The organism is Serpentinimonas sp. SMBJO2 (assembly GCF_056341105.1).
The window spans coordinates 183265-202616 of record NZ_CP150628.1 but is presented as its reverse complement, the minus strand read 5'-3'; the positions used below and the strand labels follow the sequence as shown (position 1 = coordinate 202616).

At 68.1% G+C, this 19352-nt stretch carries 17 protein-coding genes and 2 pseudogenes; 5 read left to right on the top strand and 14 right to left on the bottom strand.

The annotated features are described in order from the left end of the window. Positions 1-24: 24 nt before the first annotated feature. A complete protein-coding gene (locus AAAZ40_RS00985) occupies positions 25-1986 on the top strand; it encodes a TolC family outer membrane protein (protein WP_476660754.1) in 1962 nt (653 codons plus the stop codon). Here AAAZ40_RS00985 and AAAZ40_RS00980 read toward each other — a convergent pair. From AAAZ40_RS00980 to AAAZ40_RS00950, 7 genes and pseudogenes are all read right to left on the bottom strand, one after another. After that, entirely contained in the window at positions 1973-2434 is a 462-nt protein-coding gene (locus tag AAAZ40_RS00980) for a FecR family protein (protein ID WP_476660753.1), read from the bottom strand. The two genes, AAAZ40_RS00985 and AAAZ40_RS00980, sit on opposite strands and share 14 nt — an antisense overlap. Positions 2435-2506: 72 nt before the next feature. Then, positions 2507-3286 (bottom strand): MBL fold metallo-hydrolase, encoded by a 780-nt coding sequence (locus AAAZ40_RS00975; RefSeq protein ID WP_476660752.1) that lies wholly within the window; start codon positions 3284-3286, stop codon positions 2507-2509. Between the two features lie 7 nt (positions 3287-3293). Then, positions 3294-3917, bottom strand: a complete 624-nt coding sequence (locus tag AAAZ40_RS00970; protein WP_476660751.1) for an LPS-assembly lipoprotein LptE — start codon at positions 3915-3917, stop codon at positions 3294-3296. Positions 3918-3975: 58 nt separating this feature from the next. Continuing rightward, positions 3976-5583: pseudogene (locus AAAZ40_RS00965) on the bottom strand (class I tRNA ligase family protein); the annotation flags it as partial. A 289-nt stretch (positions 5584-5872) separates the two neighbouring features. Beyond that, positions 5873-7060, bottom strand: a pseudogene (locus AAAZ40_RS00960) (class I tRNA ligase family protein); the annotation flags it as partial. 65 nt (positions 7061-7125) lie between these two features. Beyond that, on the bottom strand, positions 7126-7941 hold the full coding sequence (gene dapB / locus AAAZ40_RS00955) for a 4-hydroxy-tetrahydrodipicolinate reductase (protein ID WP_476660750.1): 816 nt from the start codon (positions 7939-7941) through the stop codon (positions 7126-7128). 18 nt (positions 7942-7959) lie between these two features. Continuing rightward, positions 7960-8520, bottom strand: a complete 561-nt coding sequence (locus AAAZ40_RS00950; protein ID WP_476660749.1) for an outer membrane protein assembly factor BamE — start codon at positions 8518-8520, stop codon at positions 7960-7962. Between the two features lie 108 nt (positions 8521-8628). Here AAAZ40_RS00950 and fur point away from each other — a divergent pair, with 108 nt between their 5' ends. Beyond that, positions 8629-9072 (top strand): ferric iron uptake transcriptional regulator, encoded by a 444-nt coding sequence (gene fur, locus AAAZ40_RS00945; protein ID WP_476660748.1) that lies wholly within the window; start codon positions 8629-8631, stop codon positions 9070-9072. A 57-nt stretch (positions 9073-9129) separates the two neighbouring features. Here the strand turns inward: fur and hprK are convergent, their stop codons facing one another. From hprK to hpf, 3 genes are all read right to left on the bottom strand, one after another. Next, complete coding sequence (gene hprK, locus AAAZ40_RS00940) at positions 9130-10080, bottom strand: HPr(Ser) kinase/phosphatase (protein WP_476660747.1); 951 nt, start codon at positions 10078-10080, stop codon at positions 9130-9132. Positions 10081-10119: 39 nt separating this feature from the next. Beyond that, positions 10120-10590: a PTS sugar transporter subunit IIA gene (locus AAAZ40_RS00935; protein WP_476660746.1), complete on the bottom strand. Its 471-nt coding sequence runs from the start codon at positions 10588-10590 to the stop codon at positions 10120-10122. Positions 10591-10722: 132 nt separating this feature from the next. Beyond that, positions 10723-11055 (bottom strand): ribosome hibernation-promoting factor, HPF/YfiA family, encoded by a 333-nt coding sequence (hpf, locus tag AAAZ40_RS00930; protein ID WP_476660745.1) that lies wholly within the window; start codon positions 11053-11055, stop codon positions 10723-10725. Between the two features lie 418 nt (positions 11056-11473). Between hpf and corA the strand changes: the two genes are divergently transcribed. Continuing rightward, positions 11474-12460, top strand: a complete 987-nt coding sequence (gene corA, locus AAAZ40_RS00925; protein WP_476660744.1) for a magnesium/cobalt transporter CorA — start codon at positions 11474-11476, stop codon at positions 12458-12460. Positions 12461-12502: 42 nt separating this feature from the next. Here corA and AAAZ40_RS00920 read toward each other — a convergent pair whose 3' ends face one another. The 4 genes from AAAZ40_RS00920 to ssb all read right to left on the bottom strand — a co-directional run bounded on the left by AAAZ40_RS00920 (position 12503) and on the right by ssb (position 16662). Then, a complete protein-coding gene (locus tag AAAZ40_RS00920; RefSeq protein ID WP_476660743.1) occupies positions 12503-13258 on the bottom strand; it encodes a 5'-methylthioadenosine/adenosylhomocysteine nucleosidase in 756 nt (251 codons plus the stop codon). Positions 13259-13270: 12 nt separating this feature from the next. Next, the gene (locus tag AAAZ40_RS00915) at positions 13271-14965 is read right to left on the bottom strand and encodes a long-chain-fatty-acid--CoA ligase (RefSeq protein ID WP_476660742.1); all 1695 of its coding nucleotides are present in this window, start codon (positions 14963-14965) and stop codon (positions 13271-13273) included. A gap of 280 nt (positions 14966-15245) precedes the next feature. Further along, positions 15246-15956 (bottom strand): 7-cyano-7-deazaguanine synthase QueC, encoded by a 711-nt coding sequence (gene queC / locus AAAZ40_RS00910; protein ID WP_476660741.1) that lies wholly within the window; start codon positions 15954-15956, stop codon positions 15246-15248. Positions 15957-16173: 217 nt separating this feature from the next. Next, positions 16174-16662 (bottom strand): single-stranded DNA-binding protein, encoded by a 489-nt coding sequence (gene ssb, locus AAAZ40_RS00905; RefSeq protein WP_476660740.1) that lies wholly within the window; start codon positions 16660-16662, stop codon positions 16174-16176. Positions 16663-16849: 187 nt separating this feature from the next. On the opposite strand from ssb, the gene AAAZ40_RS00900 reads away from it, so the two are divergent. Together AAAZ40_RS00900 and AAAZ40_RS00895 are read left to right on the top strand one after the other, a co-directional pair. Further along, entirely contained in the window at positions 16850-18343 is a 1494-nt protein-coding gene (locus tag AAAZ40_RS00900) for a sigma-54-dependent transcriptional regulator (RefSeq protein WP_476660739.1), read from the top strand. Next, positions 18340-19335, top strand: coding sequence for an NADH-quinone oxidoreductase subunit B family protein (locus tag AAAZ40_RS00895; protein WP_476660738.1), 996 nt, complete (start codon positions 18340-18342; stop codon positions 19333-19335). Before AAAZ40_RS00900 ends, AAAZ40_RS00895 begins: the two co-directional genes overlap by 4 nt. The last annotated feature ends 17 nt before the right edge of the window (positions 19336-19352 follow it).

The window sequence follows — 19352 nt, the reverse complement described above, 5'->3', positions numbered from 1 at the left end:
GGGCTTTTTTAGGAGCTTATTGTGATGCCACCCTTCAAACCCCTGGGGCTTGCCCTTTGTTTGGCCGCGGCAGCGGCCAGTGCGCAGCCTTTGCCGGCTCCTTTGGTGCAAGCCACCCAGGCGGCGGTGCTGCACAGCCCCGAGGTGCAGGAGCGCTGGCGCGCCTTGCAGGCCACACGCCAGCAGGCGCCGTTGGCGGCCGCCGGCTGGCGGCCGCAGGTCGATCTGCAGGCCAGCGTCGGGCGCCAAGAGCGGCGCGCCCCCGGCCAGGGCGGGGCCTGGATGGGGGTGAGTGGGGTGCAGATCAGCCTGAATCAGTTGCTGTTCGACGGTGGGCAGGCCGCCGCCGCCCTGCGCCAAGCCAGCCAGGCCGAGGTGGCGGCGTATTTTGATCTGCGCCATGGCAGCGAAACGGTGGCGTTGCAGGTGGTGTTGGCCTACCTCGAGCTGCTGCGCCTGCAGCAGCGGGTGGAACTGGCGACCGAAAACTACGTCGAGCACCGCAAGGTCTTTGACGCCATAGGCGAGCGCACCCGCGCCGGGGTCGGGCGACGGGTAGATGCCGAACAGGCGCAGGCACGGCTGGCGGTGGCCGAATCGGCGCTGGTGGGCGAGACCAGGGCCTTGCACGAAGCAGGGTTGAATTACCAGCGCTTCGTCGGGCAATTGCCGCCCACCGCGCTGCCGGCTTGGCCCAGCGGGCGCGGCGTGGCCCCCATGCCCGACTCGGCGGCGGCGGCGCTGCGCCAGGGTCTGGAAGCCAACCCGCAGCTGCGTGCCGCCTTCCACCGCTGGCAGCAGGCCCAGCAGGCGGTTGAGGGCCGGCAAGCCGCCTTCATGCCGCGCCTCGAGGGGCGCCTATCGGCCAGCGAGAGCCGCAACCGCGACGGCGTGCGTGGCGAGTTCCGCGATCAGGTGGCCGAACTGGTGCTGTCGCACAACCTGTACCGCGGCGGCGCCGACACGGCGGCGCTGCAGCGCGCCACCGAGCTGCAGGCGCGCTCGCGGGCCGAGATGGACCTCGTTTGCCGCCAGGTGCAGCAAAACCTCTCGATCGCCTTCAACGACACCGAAACCTTGCGCATACGCCAGCGCCTGGCCGACGCGCAGCGGCTGGCGGTGGAAAAATCGGTCACCGCCTTGCGTCAGCAGTTCGACATCGGCCAGCGCAGCCTGCTGGATGTGCTCGACACCCAAGCCGAGTTTTTTGACGCTGCGCTCACCTACACCGATGCCCAACACGAGCAGTTGCGTGCCGAGGCCCGCACCCTGGCCTCGATGGGCCAATTGGTGGCGCTGTTTGGCGCCGCACCCGCCGACCAGGCCGCCGCGCTCGAGGCGCTGGCGGCGCAGCAGCCCAGCGGCTTCGATGCCGCAGCGCTGTGCCCGGCGCAGGTCACACACATGGAGTCGCTCGAGCGCATCAAGGCCGCGCTGGTGTTGCCGCCGCTGCCGCAGCGCGCCGACCGCGTGGTGTTGTTGCCCAACCCCGATGGCAGCGTGGGCCAGGTGGTGGTGACCGGCCGCGCCGGGCAGCAGGTGCTGGGTGCGGCGTTCACGGGCACCGATCTGACCGGTGCCGCCCCCGCCGTGGCCATTCCCGAAGAGCAGGTGCGGCGCCAATTCGCTGCCGCGCTCGAGGCCGAGCCGCAACGGCCCGAGCGTTTTACGCTGTTCTTTGAAGACGGCAGCGTCAACCTGACCCGGGCCAGCGCCGCCGAGTGGCCGCAAGTGGTGCAGCGGCTGCGGGCGCGCCAGGCGCTCGACCTGACCGTGTCCGGCCACACCGACACCAGCGGCCCCGCACGGCTCAACGAGGCGCTGGCGCTGCGCCGGGCGCAACTGGTTGCTCAAAGGCTGCGCGCCAGTGGCCTGCAAGACATCGAGATCGCCATCGAAGGCTTTGGCGAGCGCTTGCTCGAGGTGCCCACACCCGACGGCACGCGCGAAGCGCGCAACCGGCGCGTGGTGATCAGCGCGCGCTGACCTGGCCGGTGACGGCGTCCACTTCGACCACGAAGTGGGTGCCGCGGATGCCGATGGTTCCGGTGGGGGTGCGCATCTGGACATTTTCGGGCCGCTGGCGCGCAATCGCTCCCGAGACGTAGTTCAGGGTGCCGCGCGCCAGCCGGGTGCTCAGGCGACCGTCGCGCTGCGCCGGCGCATAGACGAACTCATCGACCGTGAGTTCGGTGTTGGGGCCAAACGACATCACGGTTTCGTCGCGCAGGGTCACGCCCATGCTGCTGCGCGCGCCGGTGCGCAGCACGCTGCCCAGATGCACCGGGGTCCCGACCGCCGCCGGTTGCGTTTGGGCACCGGTGACCACCTCGGCCTGGCCCGAGACGGTCTTGACGAAACCGATTGGCACCCCCGTGGCCTGGGCGGCGGCCATGGCCGACCACAGCAGCAGCGTCAGAGCGAATTTGAGCATGGCGAGTTCCTCTTGAATGAGGTATCAGTGTAAGCGTTTTTTTGTGGCCGCGTCAATTGCCAGCAGAACGCCTCAGAAGTCGAAACGCTGCCCCGATTCGAGCCAGATCAAGGGGTAACGCTGCGCCAGGCCCAGGGCCGCGATGTCGGCTTCGATCTGCGGCCGCTCGGCCGGTTTGGTGTGGGTGATGCCGACGCGCAACCCCGGGTGGCGGCCGCGGTCGAGCTGGGCCAGCTCGAGCGCCAGCAGGCTCGGGCTGAGGTGCTGGCTGCGCAGCGCCAGCCAGTGCTCGCGTTCGCTGAAGGCGCATTCGATCACCAGCATGGCCAGGGGCAGCTCGTTGACGCAGCGCCAGAAGGCCGGGTTCGAACAGGTGTCGCCCGTAAAAACCCAGTGCCCGCTGGGGGTGGCCACGGCGTAGCCCACGGCAGGCACGTTGTGCTGGGCAGGCAGCGCCTGCACGCGGTGGCCGCAGACCTCATGCACCGCACCCACTTGCAGCGGCTCGAAGCACAGGAACGGGTGCTGGGGCGAGGGAATGACCGAAAAATCAGGCCAGATCACATGGTTGAAGATGTGCTGGCGCAGCGCCGCGATGGTCTCGGGCAGGGCATGCACGCGCAACGGGCGGCGCAAGCCGGCGGCCATGGAGTCGATCATCAGGGGCAGCGCGGCGATGTGATCGAGGTGGGCGTGGGTCAGAAAGACGTGCTCGATGCGCAGCATTTCATCGACCGTGAGGTCGCCCACGCCGGTGCCGGCGTCGATCAGGATGCGCTCGTCGAGCAGAAACGAGGTGGTGCGGGCACCGCGGGCGATGGCGCCGGAACAGCCCAGTACGCGCACTTGCATGGCTGGGTCAGAGTGAGCGCAACGCCGCCAGCCGCGCCATGAGTTGGCGCGCCAGGGCCTGTTGCATGTCCTGGTACAGCAGCGCTTCTTCGGCTTCCTTGCCCAGGGCCTGGGCTTCGGTGAAGCTGAGCTCGCGTTGCTGCAGCAGCTCGGTGTCGGGGATGAGCTCGCGCCCGGCCAAGGTGCGCAGGCGAAAGCGCAGGCGCTGGCGCAGTTGCAGCTCGCGCACCTGCCCGGCGGCGGTGGTGCCGGCGACGGCGCGCTCGCTCTGGTCGAGTGCGATGTCGAGCAGCACCTCGGGCGGCGCGCCGCCCGGCGGCAGCGGTTGTGCCACCAAGCTCACGCCGCTGGCCTGCAGTTGCGGGATCAGCAGCCGCGCCACCGGGCTGTGCGGCGGGGCACTCAGTTGCAGCCGGCCAAAGACCAGTGGGGTGGCCGTGCCACGCAGGCGAAAGCCGCAGGCCCCCAGCAGCAGCGGCGCACCGGCCAGCGCCAAGCCTGCCAGCCAGCGGCGGCGCGTGGGTGCGGGCCCAGTGGGTGCGGCAGACGCCTGCGCAGGCGCGCGGGCAGCAGCGCCCTTCCAGCCGGCTGGGGCGCGGTGCGCGGGTTGAACGCTGGGGCGGTGGGTCATGGGGCAGGATGCAAAAGCGGGCGCTCCGTTGGGCCAGTCCAAATCGGCGAACACCCGCTCAGAGTACCACGTTGACCAATCGCCCCGGCACCCACACCACCTTTTTGGCTGCGGCGCCTTGGGACAATTTTTGCACCGCCTCGTGCGCCACGGCGGCGGCTTCGATGGCCGCGCGCTCGGCCTGTGCGCTCACGCGCAGCGCGCCGCGCAGCTTGCCGTTGACTTGCAGCACCAGTTCGATCTCGTCTTGCTCCAGCGCTCGCGGGTCCACCTGCGGCCAAGGTGCATCGAGCAAATCCCCCAGTTGGGCCGCATAGCCCAGCTGCTGCCAGAGCGCGTGCGCCAGGTGCGGGGTGGCGGGGTAGAGGCAGCGCAGCAAAATCCCCATGCCCTCGGCCAGTGCCAGCCCCAGGCTGGGGTCGGGCGCGGTGCCGGCGGCGCTGGCGCGGCGCTGCTCGGCCAAGGTGGCTTCGAGCGCGTTGCTCAATTTCATGCAGCCCGAGACCACGGTGTTGTATTGCAGGCGCTGGTAGTCGTAGTCGATCTGCTTGAGCAGGCTGTGGACTTCGCGCCGCAGCGCCTTGGCCGCTGGCCCAAAGGCGATGTCCGTCAGCTTCTGCGCCGCGCTGGCGCTGGCTTCGGTGGCGGCCCAGTCGGCCTGCCCGAGCTGCTGCCCGAGCGCCCAGACGCGCTTGAGGAAGCGGTGGCTGCCTTCGACCGCCGCGTCGTTCCACTCCAGAGTGGCCTCGGGCGGGGCGGTGAACATGGTGTAGAGGCGCGCGGTGTCGGCGCCGTATTTTTCGATCAAATCCTGCGGATCGACGCCGTTGTTTTTGGACTTGGACATCGTGCCCACGCCCTCGTAGTCGATGGCCGTGCCGGGGGGCAGGCGGCCGTCGGCGCTGTCGGCGGCGCGCAGCAGGCGCGCACCGACGACCTTGCCGCTGGCGTCGAGCACGTGTTCCACGTCGTGCGGCCAGAAGTAGTCTTTGCCGCCGCGCTGGTTGCGGCGCGAGTAGATGTGGTTGAGCACCATGCCTTGGGTGAGCAGGCGCTTGAAGGGCTCGTCGATCTGCACCAGCCCCAGATCGCGCATGACCTTGGTCCAAAAGCGCGCGTACAGCAGGTGCAATATGGCGTGCTCGACGCCGCCGATGTACTGGTCCATCGGCATCCAGTACTGCGTGCCCGCGCCGACCATGGCCTGCTCGTTGTGCGGGTCGCAGTAGCGCATGAAGTACCACGACGAATCGACGAAGGTGTCCATGGTGTCGGTTTCGCGCCGCGCCGGCTGCCCGCAGACGGGGCAGGTCACGCCGGCATGAAAATCCGCGTGCCTGAGCAGCGGGTTGCCCGAGCCGTCGGGGACGCAGTCTTCGGGCAGCAGCACCGGCAAGTCGCGCTCGGGCACCGGTACCGCACCGTGCTCGGGGCAGTGGATGATGGGGATCGGTGTGCCCCAGTAGCGCTGGCGGCTGATGCCCCAGTCGCGCAGGCGCCAGGTGGTTTTCTTGGCGCCCAGGCCGCGCTCGGCCAGCAGTTGCGCCACCTTGTCCACCGCCGCCTGGTAACCCAGGCCGTCGAGCACGCCCGAATGGACGCAGACCAGCCCGTGCTTGTCGGCGTACCAGTCGTGCCAGCGCGTGGGGTCGAAAATTTTCGCTTCTGGGGGGGCTGCGGCTGGGCGGGCGGGGGGGGCGCGCTCCTCAGGCGCGCCGGTCGCGCCGCTGGGGCGCGCACCCGGTTCGTCAGTCGCAGGCTCCGATTCCTCACCGGGTGCGCGCCCCAGCGGCGCTCCAGCCTCGGCGGGTGTGGCGGCGTTTGGCGCTGGCGCGTCGCCCCCGCTGGCGTGCAGCGAGCTGGGTGGGGTGGGGCTGCCCCTGGTGAGGAATCAGAGCCTGCGACTGACGAACCAGGGGCAGCGCCGCCCCACCCAGCGCCATCGAGACCAAACCATCGGCCCCCACAACGGTGCCACAATTCGCATCCGCCTCCGGCCACCCCACCACCTGCCGAATCGGCAACCCGTACTTGAGCGCGAAGGCGAAGTCGCGCTCGTCGTGCGCCGGCACCCCCATCACGGCGCCGTCGCCATAGCTCATGAGCACATAATTGCCCACCCACAGCGGCAACTGCTCGCCCGTGAGCGGGTGCTGCACGCAAAAGCCCGTTGCCATGCCGCGCTTTTCCTGCGTTGCCAGTTCGGCCTCGGTGTGGCTGCCGGTGAGGCATTCCTCGATGAACGCCGCCAGCGCCGGTTGGCCCTCGGCGGCCTGGCGCGCCAGCGGGTGCTCGGGCGCCACGGCGCAAAAGGTCACGCCCATGATGGTGTCGGCGCGGGTGGTGAACACGTACAGGCGGCCGTCCTGGATCGGGTTGCCGTCGTGGCCGCAGATGCGGTGCGTGAAGGCAAAGCGCAGCCCTTCGCTCTTGCCGATCCAGTTTTCCTGCATCAGCCGCACCTTGTCCGGCCAGCCCTCCAGCGTGGCGTGTGGGTTGCCCAGTTGCACCTGCTGCAGCAACTCGTCGGCATAAGCCGTGATGTTCAGATAGTAGCCCGGGATCTCGCGCCGCTCCACCGGGGCCCCGGTGCGCCAGCCGCGGCCGTCGATCACCTGCTCGTTGGCGAGCACGGTCTGATCGACCGGGTCCCAGTTCACCACTTGGGTCTTGCGGTAGGCGATGCCGCGTTCGAGCATGCGCAAGAACAGCCACTGGTTCCACTTGTAGTACTCGGGCGCGCAGGTCGCGACCTCGCGGCTCCAGTCGATCGCCAGCCCCAGCGCCTGCATCTGGCGCTTCATGTAGGCGATGTTGTCGTAGGTCCAGCGTGCCGGCGCCACTTGGTTTTTGATCGCTGCGTTCTCGGCCGGCAGGCCAAAGGCGTCCCAGCCCATCGGCATGAGCACGTTGTAGCCCTGCATGCGCAACTGGCGCGCCAGCATGTCGTTGATGGTGTAGTTGCGCACGTGGCCCATGTGCAGCTTGCCGCTGGGGTAGGGCAGCATCGAGCAGGCGTAGTACTTGGGCTTGGGCGCGCCTTGGGCGTTGAGGGCGTGCGCGTGCACGCGGTAGGCGTCGCGGGCCTGCCAATGCGCTTGGGCCGCGCGTTCGACCTCCAGGGGCTGGTATTTTTCTTGCATGGGCCTTATTTTAGGCCGAAGGGTGGCGGCGGCCCATGCACTGCCCAGCCCGGCAGCAGCGCGCTTCAGCGCAAACCCAGCACGTCGTACATATCGTAGAGGCCGCTGCTGCGCCCGGCCAAAAAGCGCACGGCTTGCAGGCTGCCCTGGGCGTAGGTGGCGCGGCTGCTCGACTGGTGGCTGATCTCGATGCGCTCGCCCGTGCCGGCAAACAGCACCGTGTGGTCGCCCACGATGTCGCCGCCGCGCACCGTGGCAAAGCCGATGCTGCCCGGTGCGCGCGCGCCGGTGTGGCCGTATCGTTCATAGACCGCACAAGCGGCCAGGTCGCGCCCCTGTGCCGCCGCGATCACCGCGCCCATGTGCAGCGCGGTGCCGCTGGGCGCATCGACCTTGTGGCGGTGGTGCGCCTCGACGATCTCGATGTCGTAGTCGGGACCCAGCGCGCGCGCCGCCTGCTCGAGCAGCTTGAGCGTGACGTTGACGCCCACGCTCATGTTGGGCGCCATGACGATGGCGATGTGCTGTGCCGCGGCCTCGATCGCCGCCTTTTGCGTCGCATCAAAGCCGGTGGTGCCGATCACCATCTGCACCCGCTGCTGCACGCAGGCTTGCAGGTGCGTCAGCGTGCCTTCGGGGCGCGTGAAGTCGATCAGCACCTGGCAGCCGGCCAGGGCCGACAGGTCGGCGCCGATCACGGCGCCGCTGCGCTGGCCCAAGAAGGCGGCGGCATCCTGGCCCAGCGCGGCGCTGCTGGGCTGGTCAAAGGCGGCGCCGAGGCGGCAGTCGTCGGCGGCCAGCACCGCTTCGACCAACATGCGGCCCATGCGGCCGCTGGCCCCGGCGATGCCGATGCGGTGGGGGGATGAGGGGGCTGGCACGGGGTTCAGGCGTTGCGTTCAGCGCGCTTCGAGCGGCGGGAACGGGCCGGCGGGCACGGGGGGCGGGGTCGGGCGGGCTTCGGGCGCGGGGTGGCGTTCGCGGAAGGCGCGCAACTGCTCCTCGCTGGCTTGCAGCACCGGTATGCGGCCGGCGGCGCGCCCGGTTTGCAGCGAGGCCACGAATTCCTGCTCGGTCGGCAGTTCGTCGGCCTCGACGCGCTGCAGGGCGTTGCCCTCAAAGAACACCGTCACGCGGCGCAGCTGTGGCTCTTGGCCCTGGCGGTTGAAGGTGAACACGTAATCCCAGCGCGCAGCATGAAAGGCGCTGGCCACCAGCGGCGTGCCCAGGATCGCCTGCACCTGCGCGCGTGGCATGCCCGGTTGCAGCGCTTGCAGTTGCTCGCGCACCACCACGTTGCCCTGCTGGATGTCGATGCGGTGTGGCGTGAGCAGGCCGCCCAAGGTGCTCATTTGGGTGCCGGCGTTTTGGAAACTGGCGCAGCCCGACAGGGCCAAGGCGGCGGCCACGAGTGCGCCCACACCGACCGGGCGAGCGCACGACAACAAAGGTTTGAACATGTGGGCGGTGCGGATGATGGAAACCACCGGTGCACACCAAGGCGCACCGTACTATGATGCAGGCCATTGTAGCCCTTGCCGCACCAGGCAGCCACCCGCACCATCCGCATGAGCAACATCGACGAACTCAAAAGCACTGGCCTCAAGGCCACCCTGCCGCGGCTGAAAATCCTGGAGATCTTTCAGACCGGCCGCCAGCGCCACATGACGGCCGAAGACGTGTTCCGGGTGCTGCTGGCCGACCACGCCGACATCGGGCTGGCCACCGTGTACCGGGTGCTGACGCAGTTTGAGCAGGCCGGGCTGCTGGTGCGCAGCAACTTCGAATCCGGCAAGGCGGTGTTTGAGCTCAACGAAGGCCAGCACCACGACCACCTGGTGTGCCTGGACTGCGGCCGGGTCGAGGAGTTCTACGACGCCGAGATCGAGTCGCGCCAGCACGCGATCGCCGAGCAACGCGGTTTTAGGCTGCAAGAGCACGCCTTGTCGCTGTACGCGCACTGCACCAAGCCCGACTGCCCGCACCGGCCGACCCCGGCTGGGCGGCGCTGACGGCGCCCTTCGCCCCCCTCCCCCCGCTTGGCCGCCTGCGGCCTGCGGCCTGCGGCCTCAGCCGCCGCGCAGCATGGCCGCGCGCTGGCGCTGGGCAAACTCCTGGTAGGTGTCGATGCCGCGCAGCTGCAAGATGGTGTTGCGCACCGCGGCTTCGACCAGCACCGCCATGTTGCGCCCGGCCACGACCTGGATCACCACCTTGCGCACCGCCACCCCGAGCACGTCGTGGTACAGCGGCTCGTGCGGCAGGCGCTCGAAGTCGCGTTCCAGCGTCTCTTTGCGCACCAGATAGACGATCAGGCGCAGCCGCATCTTGCGCCGCACGGCGGTTTCGCCAAAAATGGCCTTGATGTCGAGCAGCCCGATGCCGCGCACCTCGAGCAGGTTTTGCAGCAACTCGGGGCAGCGGCCTTCGAGCACGGTCTGGTTGATGCGGTCGATATCGACGGCGTCGTCGGCCACCAGGCCGTGCCCGCGCGAGATCAGTTCCAGCCCCAGTTCGCTCTTGCCCAGGCCCGATTCGCCGGTGATGAGCACACCGAGACCAAAAATATCCAGGAACACGCCGTGCAAGGTGGTGCGGTCGGCAAACAGGCGCGACAGATGCGCGCGCAGCACGTCGATGACAAAGGCGGCTGAACAGGCGGTGGTAAAGAGCGGAATCTGGGCGCGCTCGCACATGGCCACCAGTTCGGCCGGCGGGGGCACCTCGTCGGCCAGCACCAAGGCCGGGGGCTCCAGTTCCACGATGCGTGCCACGCGGCGCAGGCAATCGTCGGCGCTGGCGTTGAGCAGGTAGTCGACCTCGCGCCGCCCCAGAATCTGCACCCGGTAGGGGTGGATGTAGTTGAGGTAGCCGACCAGGTCGGCACCGGAGCGCGCCGCGCTCACCGCCTGCTCGAGAAAGCGGCGCTCGGAGGCGCTCTGTCCGGCCACCCACTGCCACTTGAGGGTCTCGCGGTGCTCCTCGAACAAGGCGTCGGCGTTGATCGCAACCGGCTTCATCTGCGGTGCGCGGCCATGACGGGTTGGCGCCTGAGCCGCTCAGGCCAGTGCGTGCGCCGAATGCCAGTTGTGGATCAGGGCGTGCAGATCGGCAGCCGCCGCGCTGCTTTTCATCTGCTCGCGCAGGGCCGCATCGCTGAGCAGTTCGGCGATATCGGACAGAATTTCGAGGTGTTTTTGCGTTGCCGCTTCGGGCACCAGCAAGAAAAACATCAGCCGCACCGGTTGTTCGTCGGGGGCGTCGAAGCCGATCGGCTCGGCGAGCTGGAACACCGCCGCCAAGGGCTGCTTGAGGCCCTTGATGCGCCCGTGCGGGATCGCCACCCCGTGCCCGAGCCCGGTCGAGCCCAGCCGTTCGCGCGCAAACAGGCTGTCGGTGATGAGGGCGCGGTTGAGCCCGTGCAGGGATTCAAACAGCAGCCCAGCTTCTTCGAAGGCGCGCTTCTTGCTGGTGGCATCAAGCGCGACCAGCACCTGCTCGGCAGGCAAAATGGCAGAAAGACGGTTCATAAAGACCTCGCAAGGCGCGAATTATGCGCCTTTGCGACGCGTTGGCAAGTGCAGAAAACAAACAAGCCGCTTGACAAAATGGGCGGCTTGTTGCAGTGCAGCACAAAAGCTGCGCGGGCTCAGGGGGCGGCGTCAGTGCGTTTCGCGTTTGGCCGTCTCGTGGTGGTGGTCTTTCAGCTTGGTTTTGTGGCGCAGCACCTGGCGGTCGAGCTTGTCGGCCAGTTCATCGACGGCGGCGTAAAGGTCGGCGTGGCTGCTTTCGGCAAAAATGTCCTTGCCCTTGATGTGGATGTTGCACTCGGCTTTTTGGCGCAGGGCCTTTTCGGTCTGGTTGTCCACCGTCAGCAGCACGCGGACATCGACGACTTGGTCAAAATGCCGAGCAATCCGGTCGAGTTTGGCCGTGACATACGAGCGCATTGCCGGGGTGACTTCGAGATGATGACCGTTGATCGACAGGTTCATGGAGAGCCTCCTAAAGCTCGGGTGGTAAAGGCCGACCCCAATGGGTCAGCCGGCGAAAATGGGCTGCCGCCTCGCATTCACTATGCCATGTTCGGTGGCTGGGGGCAAGTGTGCCACGAATGCAGGTGCCATGGCCTTTGAGCTGGCTCAAGGTGCAGTGGCGGCGGCCCCTTGGGCGTCACACTTTGCGGGCATAATGGGGGGCTGAATCAACCACTGAAAGCCCCGAATGGACAGCGCCCCTAGTCGCGCGCTTTCGGTTTCCGCAGCGTTCCGCTGACGTCGAGCCCCGTTGGGGGTGTGGCGCAACAGGCGGGGATGGGAGACCGAAAGCGCATCGCTCCCCTCCCACCTTGCCGCAATGGGCAGCGCCCGCTGCTGCCCGAACCGCCCCCCTCAGCCCCAAGGAGCCGACCCCATGCTCAACGTGTTCACCTTGGCCAACGGCCGCCTGTTTCAAGAAGAAATCGAATCGCTCGAAGACCTGGCCCGCTTCACGCCGGTGTGGGTCGACATGGAGTCGCCCACGCCCGAGGAGCGGCGCTGGGTGCGCCAGCACTTCGGCCTGTCGATCCCCGAAGACGCGATGGACGAGGACATCGAGGAATCGGCGCGCTTCTTCCAGGAAGACAACGGCGAGCTGCACGTGCGCAGCGACTTCCTGATCGCCGACGACGATGACCCGCGCACCGTGCGCGTGGCCTTCATTCTGAACGAGCACAACGCCGCGCTCAAGAGCCACGGCGTGCTGTTTTCCATCCACGACGAAGACGTACCCGTGTTTCGGCTGCTGCGCCTGCGCGCGCGCCGCATGCCGGGCCTGATCGAGGACGCCAAGGACGTGCTGCTGAGCCTGTTTGACACCGACGCCGAATACTGCGCCGACACGGTCGAGGACATTTACGACGATCTCGAAAAAGTCAGCCGCCAGGTGCTGGCCGGCGACGTCACCGACCACAAGGCGAGTGAGGTGCTGGCGGCGATCGCGCGCCACGAAGACATGTCGGGCCGCATCCGGCGCAACATGATGGACACCCGGCGCGCGGTCAGCTTCATGATCCGCACCCGGCTGCTGAGCGCGGCGCAGCACGAGGACGCACGCCAGATTCTGCGCGACCTCGACTCGCTCGACAGCCACACCGCGTTCATGTTCGAGAAAATCAACTTCTTGCTCGACGCCACCATCGGCTTCATCAACATCAACCAGAACAAGATCATCAAGATCTTCTCGGTGGCCGCGGTCTCGCTGCTGCCGCCGACGCTGGTGGCGAGCAGCTACGGCATGAACTTCGAGTACATGCCCGAACTGCAATGGGAGCTCGGCTACCCGATGGCCATCGGCATGATGGTGCTGGCGGCGGTGATCCCGATGCTGTACTTCCGCAAGCGCGGCTGGCTGCGCTAGGGCCGCCAAGCCGCGCAGCCGACCAGAGGCTGGTCTGGCCTCTCAGAGCAAGTTGAGCGCCTTGCGCACGATGCGCGCGCTGTAGTGGCGCGCCACCTGCTGCAGAAAGCGCGGGAAGTCGAGCGGGGCCTGGCTGTCGGCGCGGTCCGAAATGGTGCGCACGGCGGCAAAGGGCACGCCGTAGTCGTGGCACACTTGCGCCACGGCAGCGCTTTCCATGTCCACCGCCAGCGCCTCGGGCACGGCGGCGCGCAGCGCGGCGCCATCCACGGGGCAGTGGATGAAGCGGTCGCCGGTGGCGATCTCGCCCCGGTGCACGCTGGGCGCATGCAAGCCCATGGCCAGCAGCACGTCGGCGTCGAGCAGTTTGGGCAGCCAGGTCACGGCGTCCTTGGCCGCCAGGTGCAGCACCTGCGCCAGCGCCAGGTCCGGCAGCAGGCGGCTGCGGCCATAGCCCGGCAATTCGTGGCGCGGGTACAGCGGCGAGGCATCGAAGTCGTGCTGCACGAAGGCGCTGCCGACCACGATGTCGCCCACCTCCACCCCCGGCAGCAGGCCGCCGGCGACGCCGGTGAAGATCACCTGCTGCGGCGCAAAGCGCTCGAGCAGCAGCGTGGCCGTGGTCGCCGCCGCCACCTTGCCGATGCCGCTGAGCACCGCCACCACCTCGTGGCCTTGCAGGTGCCCTTGCCAGTACGTGCGCCCGCCCAAGGCCACTTGGTGCTCGTCGGGCATGAGCTGCAGGATTTCGGCCAGTTCTTCTTGGACGGCGCTGATGAGGGCGATGCGTTGACCCATGTACACTCCGGTTCAGTTTGGCTGGCGCAATAGTCGGCGCAAAATTTTTCCGACCGGGGTTTTGGGCAGTTCGCTGCGGAACTCGATCAGCTTGGGGATTTTGTAGCCGGTCAGGTGCTCGCGGCAGTGGTCGCGCACCGCCTGCTCGCTCAAGCCTGGGTCTTTTTTGACTACGATCAGCTTGACCGCCTCGCCCGAGTGCTCGTCGGGGATGCCCACCGCCGCGCACTCGAGCACCCCGTCCATGCCCATGACCACGTCTTCGACCTCGTTGGGATAGACGTTGAAGCCGCTGACCAGGATCATGTCCTTCTTGCGGTCCACGATGCGAAAGTAGCCGCGCTCGTCCATCACGCCGATGTCGCCGCTGCGCAGCCAGCCGTCGGCGCTCATCACCTTGGCGGTTTCGTCTGGGCGCTGCCAATAGCCGGCCATGATCTGCGGGCCCTTGATGACGATCTCGCCGGGCTGACCCAGCGGCACCTCGCGGCCTTCGTCGTCGATGCACTTCATGAGCGTGCTCGGCAGCGGCACCCCGATGCTGCCGCTGAAAGCCGTGACCGTGACCGGGTTGCAGCTGACCGAGGGACTGGTTTCAGACAGGCCGTAGCCCTCGCAGATCGGGCAGCCGGTGCGCTCGAGCCAGAGCTTGGCCACCGCCGCCTGCACCGCCATGCCGCCGCCGATCGAGACCTTGAGGTGGCTCCAGTCCACACTGCCGAAATCGGGGTGGTGCAGCAAGCCGTTGAACAGCGTGTTGACGGCCGGAAAGCTGTGAAAGGTCTGGCCCTTGAGGGCTTTGAACACCGCCGGCAAGTCGCGCGGGTTGGGGATCAGGATGTTCTTGCCGCCGCTGCGCAGGCTCAGCATCATGTTGACCGTGAAGGCGAAGATGTGGTAGAGCGGCAGCGCGCACACGGCGGTGGGCTGCTCGCCGGGCGGAATGCGCTGCATCACCGGCGCGTCCCAGGCCTCGGATTGCAGCACGTTGGCCAGCACGTTGCGGTGCAGCAGCACGGCGCCTTTGCTCACCCCGGTGGTGCCGCCGGTGTATTGCAACACCGCCATGTCGTCCGGGCCGATGTCCACCGGCTTCAGGCTCAGCGCCCGGCCCTGGTGCACGGCGTCGGCAAAGCGCACCGCGCTGGGCAGCTCAAAGGGCGGCACCCCTTTCCTGACGTGGCGCACGACGTAATTGACGAGCCAGCGCTTGGGCCAGGGCAGCAGCTCACCCATCGAGGCCAGCACGACGTGCCTGACCGGCGTTTTGCCCAGGCAGGCGGCCAGGGTGGCGGCAAAGTTCTCGATGATCACGATCGCCTTGGCGCCGGAGTCGTTCAACTGGTGCTCGAGTTCGCGGGCGGTGTAGAGCGGGTTGACGTTGACCACCACCAGCCCGGCGCGCAGGATCGCCGCCACCGCCACCGGGTACTGCAACACATTGGGCATCATCACCGCGACCCGGTCGCCCTTGACCAGGCCCTTGCTCTGCCAATAAGCCGCCAGCGCACGCGCCTGGGCATCGACCTCGGCGTAAGCCATGTCGTGGCCCAGGTAGTGGTAGGCGCTGCGCGCGGCGTACTTGGCCAGGCTCTCGTCGAGCAATTGCACCAGCGAGCGGTACGGCGAGAGATCGATGTCGGCGGGCACACCGTCCGGGTAGGCGCTCAGCCAAGGGCGGTCGGAGGCGGTGGGAGGGGTGGACAATGGATGCTCCTGCTTGTTTTGGTGATCGCAGTCTTCAGGCCAAGCTGAAGGCTTGCGCTGGGCCCACCATTATGCAGGCATCAAGGCCTGGGGTTTGCTAGCGCAAGTCCCTGACCCGGCTCTGACAGAGGGGCAAGCGGCGCGGGGGTTGCGTGCGCGCCCTTGCAGTCACGGCGACGCCCCGGACGAGCCGGTGCATGAGGGTTGCGCACGGGCTGCGGTCTCGAGGCTGAAGCGCTGCTTGAGGTCGTTCATCCACGAGGGTATCCGTCAGGCAGGGTCATATGGCCCCTGCCTGGCCTTTTTGGTAGGTCTCATAGCCAGCCTGGCGCAATTCGCATGCCGGGCACTTGCCGCAACCGTAACCCCACGCGTGACGCCGACTGCGGTCGCCCAGGTAGCAGGTATGCGTCTGTTCCAGAATCAGCGCGACCAAATCCTTGCCGCCCAGTTGCTCGGCCAGGCGCCAGGTGGCTGCCTTGTCGATCCACATCAACGGCGTCTCGATCACCATGCGCTGATCGAGCCCGAGGCTGAGGGTGACCTGCAGCGATTTGAGCGTGTTGTCACGGCAGTCGGGGTAGCCCGAGTAGTCGGTCTCACACATGCCGCCCACCAGCACCGTCAGGCCCCGCCGGTAGGCGAGGGCGCCGGCGACGGTCATGAACAGCAGGTTGCGACCGGGTACGAACGTGTTGGGCAGTCCGGTCTGCTCGAACTCGATCGCCCTTTCCTGCGTCAGGGCGGTGTCGCAAACCTGACCGAGCAGCCCCAGGTCCAGCAGGTGATCCTGGCCCAGCCTGCGACCCCAGGCGGGGTATCTCTGGCGCAGCGCCTGCAGCAGGGCCCCACGGCAGTCCAACTCGACCGCATGGCGCTGACCGTAGTGGAAACCGATGGTTTCCACCCGTTGATAGCGCTCGAGCGCCCAAGCCAGGCAGGTGGCCGAATCTTGGCCACCAGAGAACAACACGAGGGCGCAGGTGTGCATGGGGTCAGGCCAGACGGCGTGGTGTGCGCACTTGCCGCCTGGTCGGCGCAACCAAACTAGTGTGGCGTTGCGCGCTATCTGGAACATAAAACCGCGCCTTTTCGTCCCTGCTGTCGTTGCAAATCCGCGCCATAGTGGCACTATGGCTGTGGTTTGCGCCTAAGCAGGGCCAAAAATCCATCGGTTTTATTTGTCCCATCAAGCGCGCACCACCACACTAGAACGGAATGTCGTCTTCCATGCCGTCAAAGTCGGTCGAGGCGGCGGCGGGCTTGGCGGCAGCGGGGCGGCCGGGGGCGGGCCGGCTGGCTGCCGGGGCGGCGGCGCGCGGTGCGGCGCCGCCATCGTCCGCGGCAGGTGCGCCCAGGCCTTCGCGGCTGCCCAGCAGCTGCAGCTCGGAGGCCACGATGTCGACCGTGTTGCGCTCGACGCCGGACTGATCGGTGTACTTGCCGTATTTCAGGCGCCCTTCGACGTAGATCGGGCGGCCTTTTTTCACGTACTCGCCGGCGATCTCGGCCAGCCGCTCGTAGAAGGTGATGCGGTGCCACTGGGTGTCTTCGACCACTTCGCCGCTGTTGCGGTCCTTGCGCCGGCTGGTGGTGGCCAGGGTGACGTTGGCCACTGCCTGGCCCGAGGGCAGGTAGCGGATCTCGGCGTCGCGGCCGCAGTTGCCGACCAGGATGACTTTGTTGACGGATGCCATGGCGCGGGTGCTCCTCTCTGAGTGTGGGGATGGTGGGTGGGATGCGAAGGATTGTGCAGCATTTCAGGCTCGGTTCGGCGGTCGGCGTCGCAGCCCAGTCTGCAGCCGGTGGCCCCACCGATCTTCACCGTTGACCCGGCTGCGACCAGTGGCTTGGCGCTTGCCTACAATGGCAGACGCGCAACCCATGTTTCCCGATCGGTCCAGTGTTTTGACCACGCCCCCCTTGCCCCTCAACCCAGAGCCCACCGTGCTGGTGGTCGATGACGAGCTGCGTTCGCAGGAAGCGATCCGGCGCACCCTGGAGGAAGACTTTCGCGTGCTCACCGCCGGCAGCGCCGAACAGGCGTGCGCCTGGCTCGAGCGCGAGCCGGTGGCGGTGCTGTTGTGCGACCAGCGCATGCCCGGCACCACCGGTGTGGCTTTTCTCAGGCAGGTGCGCCAGCGCTGGCCCGAGGTGGTGCGCATCATCGTCTCGGGCTACTCCGAGAGCGCCGACATCGTGGCCGGCATCAACGAAGCCGGCATCTACCAGTACATCCTCAAACCCTGGGCCCCCGAGCACCTGCTCGACTCGGTGCGCAACGCCGTGGAGGCGCAAGCCCTGCAGCGCCAGACCGCGCGCCTGGATCTGGAACTGCGCACCAGCACCCCGGCGCTGCGCCAGCGCGTCAGCCAGCGCCAGCAGCAGGTGCAGCAGGTGTATGGCTTCGAGCGCATCGTGCGCGCAGCGGGCAGCCCGCTCGATCGCGTCTGCGCCGTGGCGGCGCAGGTGGCGCGCTACGACCTACCAGTGCTGGTGCTGGGCGAATCGGGCACCGGCAAGGAGCTGCTGGCGCGCGCCATCCACTACGCCTCGCCGCGCGCGAGCGGCCCGTTCGTGGTCGAAAACTGCGCCGCCATCACCGACACGCTGCTCGAGTCCGAGCTCTTTGGCCACAAGCGCGGCGCCTTCACCGGTGCTTTCGAAGACCACGTCGGGCTGTTTCAGCGTGCCCACGGCGGCACCATACTGCTCGACGAGATCGGCGAGACCTCGGCCGCGTTTCAGGTCAAGCTGCTGCGCGTGCTGCAAGAGGGCGAGGTGCGGCCTGTGGGTGCGGCGCGGCCGCTGCCAGTCGATGTGCGCGTGCTGGCCGCCACGCACCGCGAGCTCGAGCAGCGCGTGCGCGACGGGCTGTTCCGCGAAGACCTGTACTACCGCCTGGCTGCGGTCACGCTCACCATGCCGCCGCTGCGCGAGCGCGTGGCCGACATCGGGCCGATCGCGCAGCAGTTGCTGCACCAGGTGGCGACCGAGCTGCGCCGCCCTGCGCCCGAACTGCCCGATGGCACCCTGGCCTGCCTGCTGGCCTACCCGTGGCCGGGCAACATCCGCGAGCTGCGCAACGAAATCGCGCGCGCGCTGGCGCTGCACGACGGCGTGCGGCTGCCGCCCGAGGCCTTCTCGCCGCGCGTGCTGCAAGGGCACGGCAGCGGCAGCGCTGCGGCCCAGCTGGCGGCGCTGGTGCCCAGCAGCGGCACCTTGGTGCAGCGGCTCGAGGTGATCGAGGCCATGCTGCTGCGCGAAACGCTGCTGCGCCAGCGCTGGAACAAAACCCGTGCGGCGCAAGAGCTGGGCTTGTCGCGCGTGGGGCTGCGCAGCAAAATCCAGCGCTTTGGGCTGGAGCCCGGCGCATGAACCTGCTCTGGTTGCAAGCCGGGGGCTGTGGCGGTTGCAGCATGTCGCTGCTGTGCGCCGACACCCCCGACTGGCACGGCCAGTTGCGCGCCGCCGACATCGAACTGCTCTGGCACCCCTCGCTTTCGCTGGCCAGCGGCGCCGAGGTGCTGGCGCTGCTGCAGCGCTGCGCCGACGGCCGCCAGCCGCTCGACGCGCTGTGCATCGAAGGCTCGCTGCTGCGCGGCCCGCACGGCACCGGGCGCTTTCATGTGCTGGCGGGCACCGGGGTGCCAATGATCGATTGGGTGCGCCGCCTGGCCGTTCGGGCGCGGCACGTGCTGGCGGTGGGCAGTTGCGCCGCGTGGGGCGGGGTCACCGCAGCGGGCGAGAACCCGACCGACGCCTGCGGCCTGCAATACGAGGACGAGCGCCCCGGCGGCCTGCTGGGGGCCGAATTTCGCAGCGCCAGCGGCCTGCCGGTGATCAACGTCGCCGGCTGCCCGACGCACCCGAATTGGGTGCTCGATACGCTGGCGGCGTTGGCGGCCGACAGCCTGGCCGCCGCCGACCTCGACGCGCTGGCGCGGCCGCGCTTCTACGCCGACCAGCTGGTGCACCACGGCTGCACGCGCAACGAGTATTACGAGTTCAAGGCCAGCGCCGTCAAGCCGTCCGATCTGGGTTGCTTGATGGAGCACATGGGCTGCAAGGGCACCCAGGTGCACGCCGACTGCAACATCCGGCTCTGGAACGGCGAGGGCAGCTGCACCCGCGGCGGCTACGCCTGCATCGCTTGTACCGAGCCGGGTTTCCAGGAGCCGGGCCACGCCTTTGCCCAGACGCCCAAGCTGGCGGGCATCCCGATCGGGCTGCCGACCGACATGCCCAAGGCCTGGTTCATCGCGCTGGCCGCGCTGTCCAAGAGCGCCACGCCCAAGCGCGTGCGCGACAACGCCGAAGCCGACCACCTGCTGCAAAAACCCGCGCTGCGGCGCACGCGGCTGAAATGAACGCACCATGAACGCAC

Bases quoted from the DNA above. Each gene is read 5' to 3' on its own strand.
- queC (WP_476660741.1), bottom strand. From the start codon at position 15,956: ATGCACACCTGCGCCCTCGTGTTGTTCTCTGGTGGCCAAGATTCGGCC.
- AAAZ40_RS00985 (WP_476660754.1), top strand. From the start codon at position 25: ATGCCACCCTTCAAACCCCTGGGGCTTGCCCTTTGTTTGGCCGCGGCA.
- AAAZ40_RS00895 (WP_476660738.1), top strand. From the start codon at position 18,340: ATGAACCTGCTCTGGTTGCAAGCCGGGGGCTGTGGCGGTTGCAGCATG.
- corA (WP_476660744.1), top strand. From the start codon at position 11,474: ATGCTCAACGTGTTCACCTTGGCCAACGGCCGCCTGTTTCAAGAAGAA.
- AAAZ40_RS00950 (WP_476660749.1), bottom strand. From the start codon at position 8,520: ATGTTCAAACCTTTGTTGTCGTGCGCTCGCCCGGTCGGTGTGGGCGCA.
- hprK (WP_476660747.1), bottom strand. From the start codon at position 10,080: ATGAAGCCGGTTGCGATCAACGCCGACGCCTTGTTCGAGGAGCACCGC.
- hpf (WP_476660745.1), bottom strand. From the start codon at position 11,055: ATGAACCTGTCGATCAACGGTCATCATCTCGAAGTCACCCCGGCAATG.
- AAAZ40_RS00900 (WP_476660739.1), top strand. From the start codon at position 16,850: ATGTTTCCCGATCGGTCCAGTGTTTTGACCACGCCCCCCTTGCCCCTC.
- AAAZ40_RS00920 (WP_476660743.1), bottom strand. From the start codon at position 13,258: ATGGGTCAACGCATCGCCCTCATCAGCGCCGTCCAAGAAGAACTGGCC.
- AAAZ40_RS00975 (WP_476660752.1), bottom strand. From the start codon at position 3,286: ATGCAAGTGCGCGTACTGGGCTGTTCCGGCGCCATCGCCCGCGGTGCC.
- AAAZ40_RS00935 (WP_476660746.1), bottom strand. From the start codon at position 10,590: ATGAACCGTCTTTCTGCCATTTTGCCTGCCGAGCAGGTGCTGGTCGCG.
- fur (WP_476660748.1), top strand. From the start codon at position 8,629: ATGAGCAACATCGACGAACTCAAAAGCACTGGCCTCAAGGCCACCCTG.
- ssb (WP_476660740.1), bottom strand. From the start codon at position 16,662: ATGGCATCCGTCAACAAAGTCATCCTGGTCGGCAACTGCGGCCGCGAC.
- AAAZ40_RS00980 (WP_476660753.1), bottom strand. From the start codon at position 2,434: ATGCTCAAATTCGCTCTGACGCTGCTGCTGTGGTCGGCCATGGCCGCC.
- AAAZ40_RS00970 (WP_476660751.1), bottom strand. From the start codon at position 3,917: ATGACCCACCGCCCCAGCGTTCAACCCGCGCACCGCGCCCCAGCCGGC.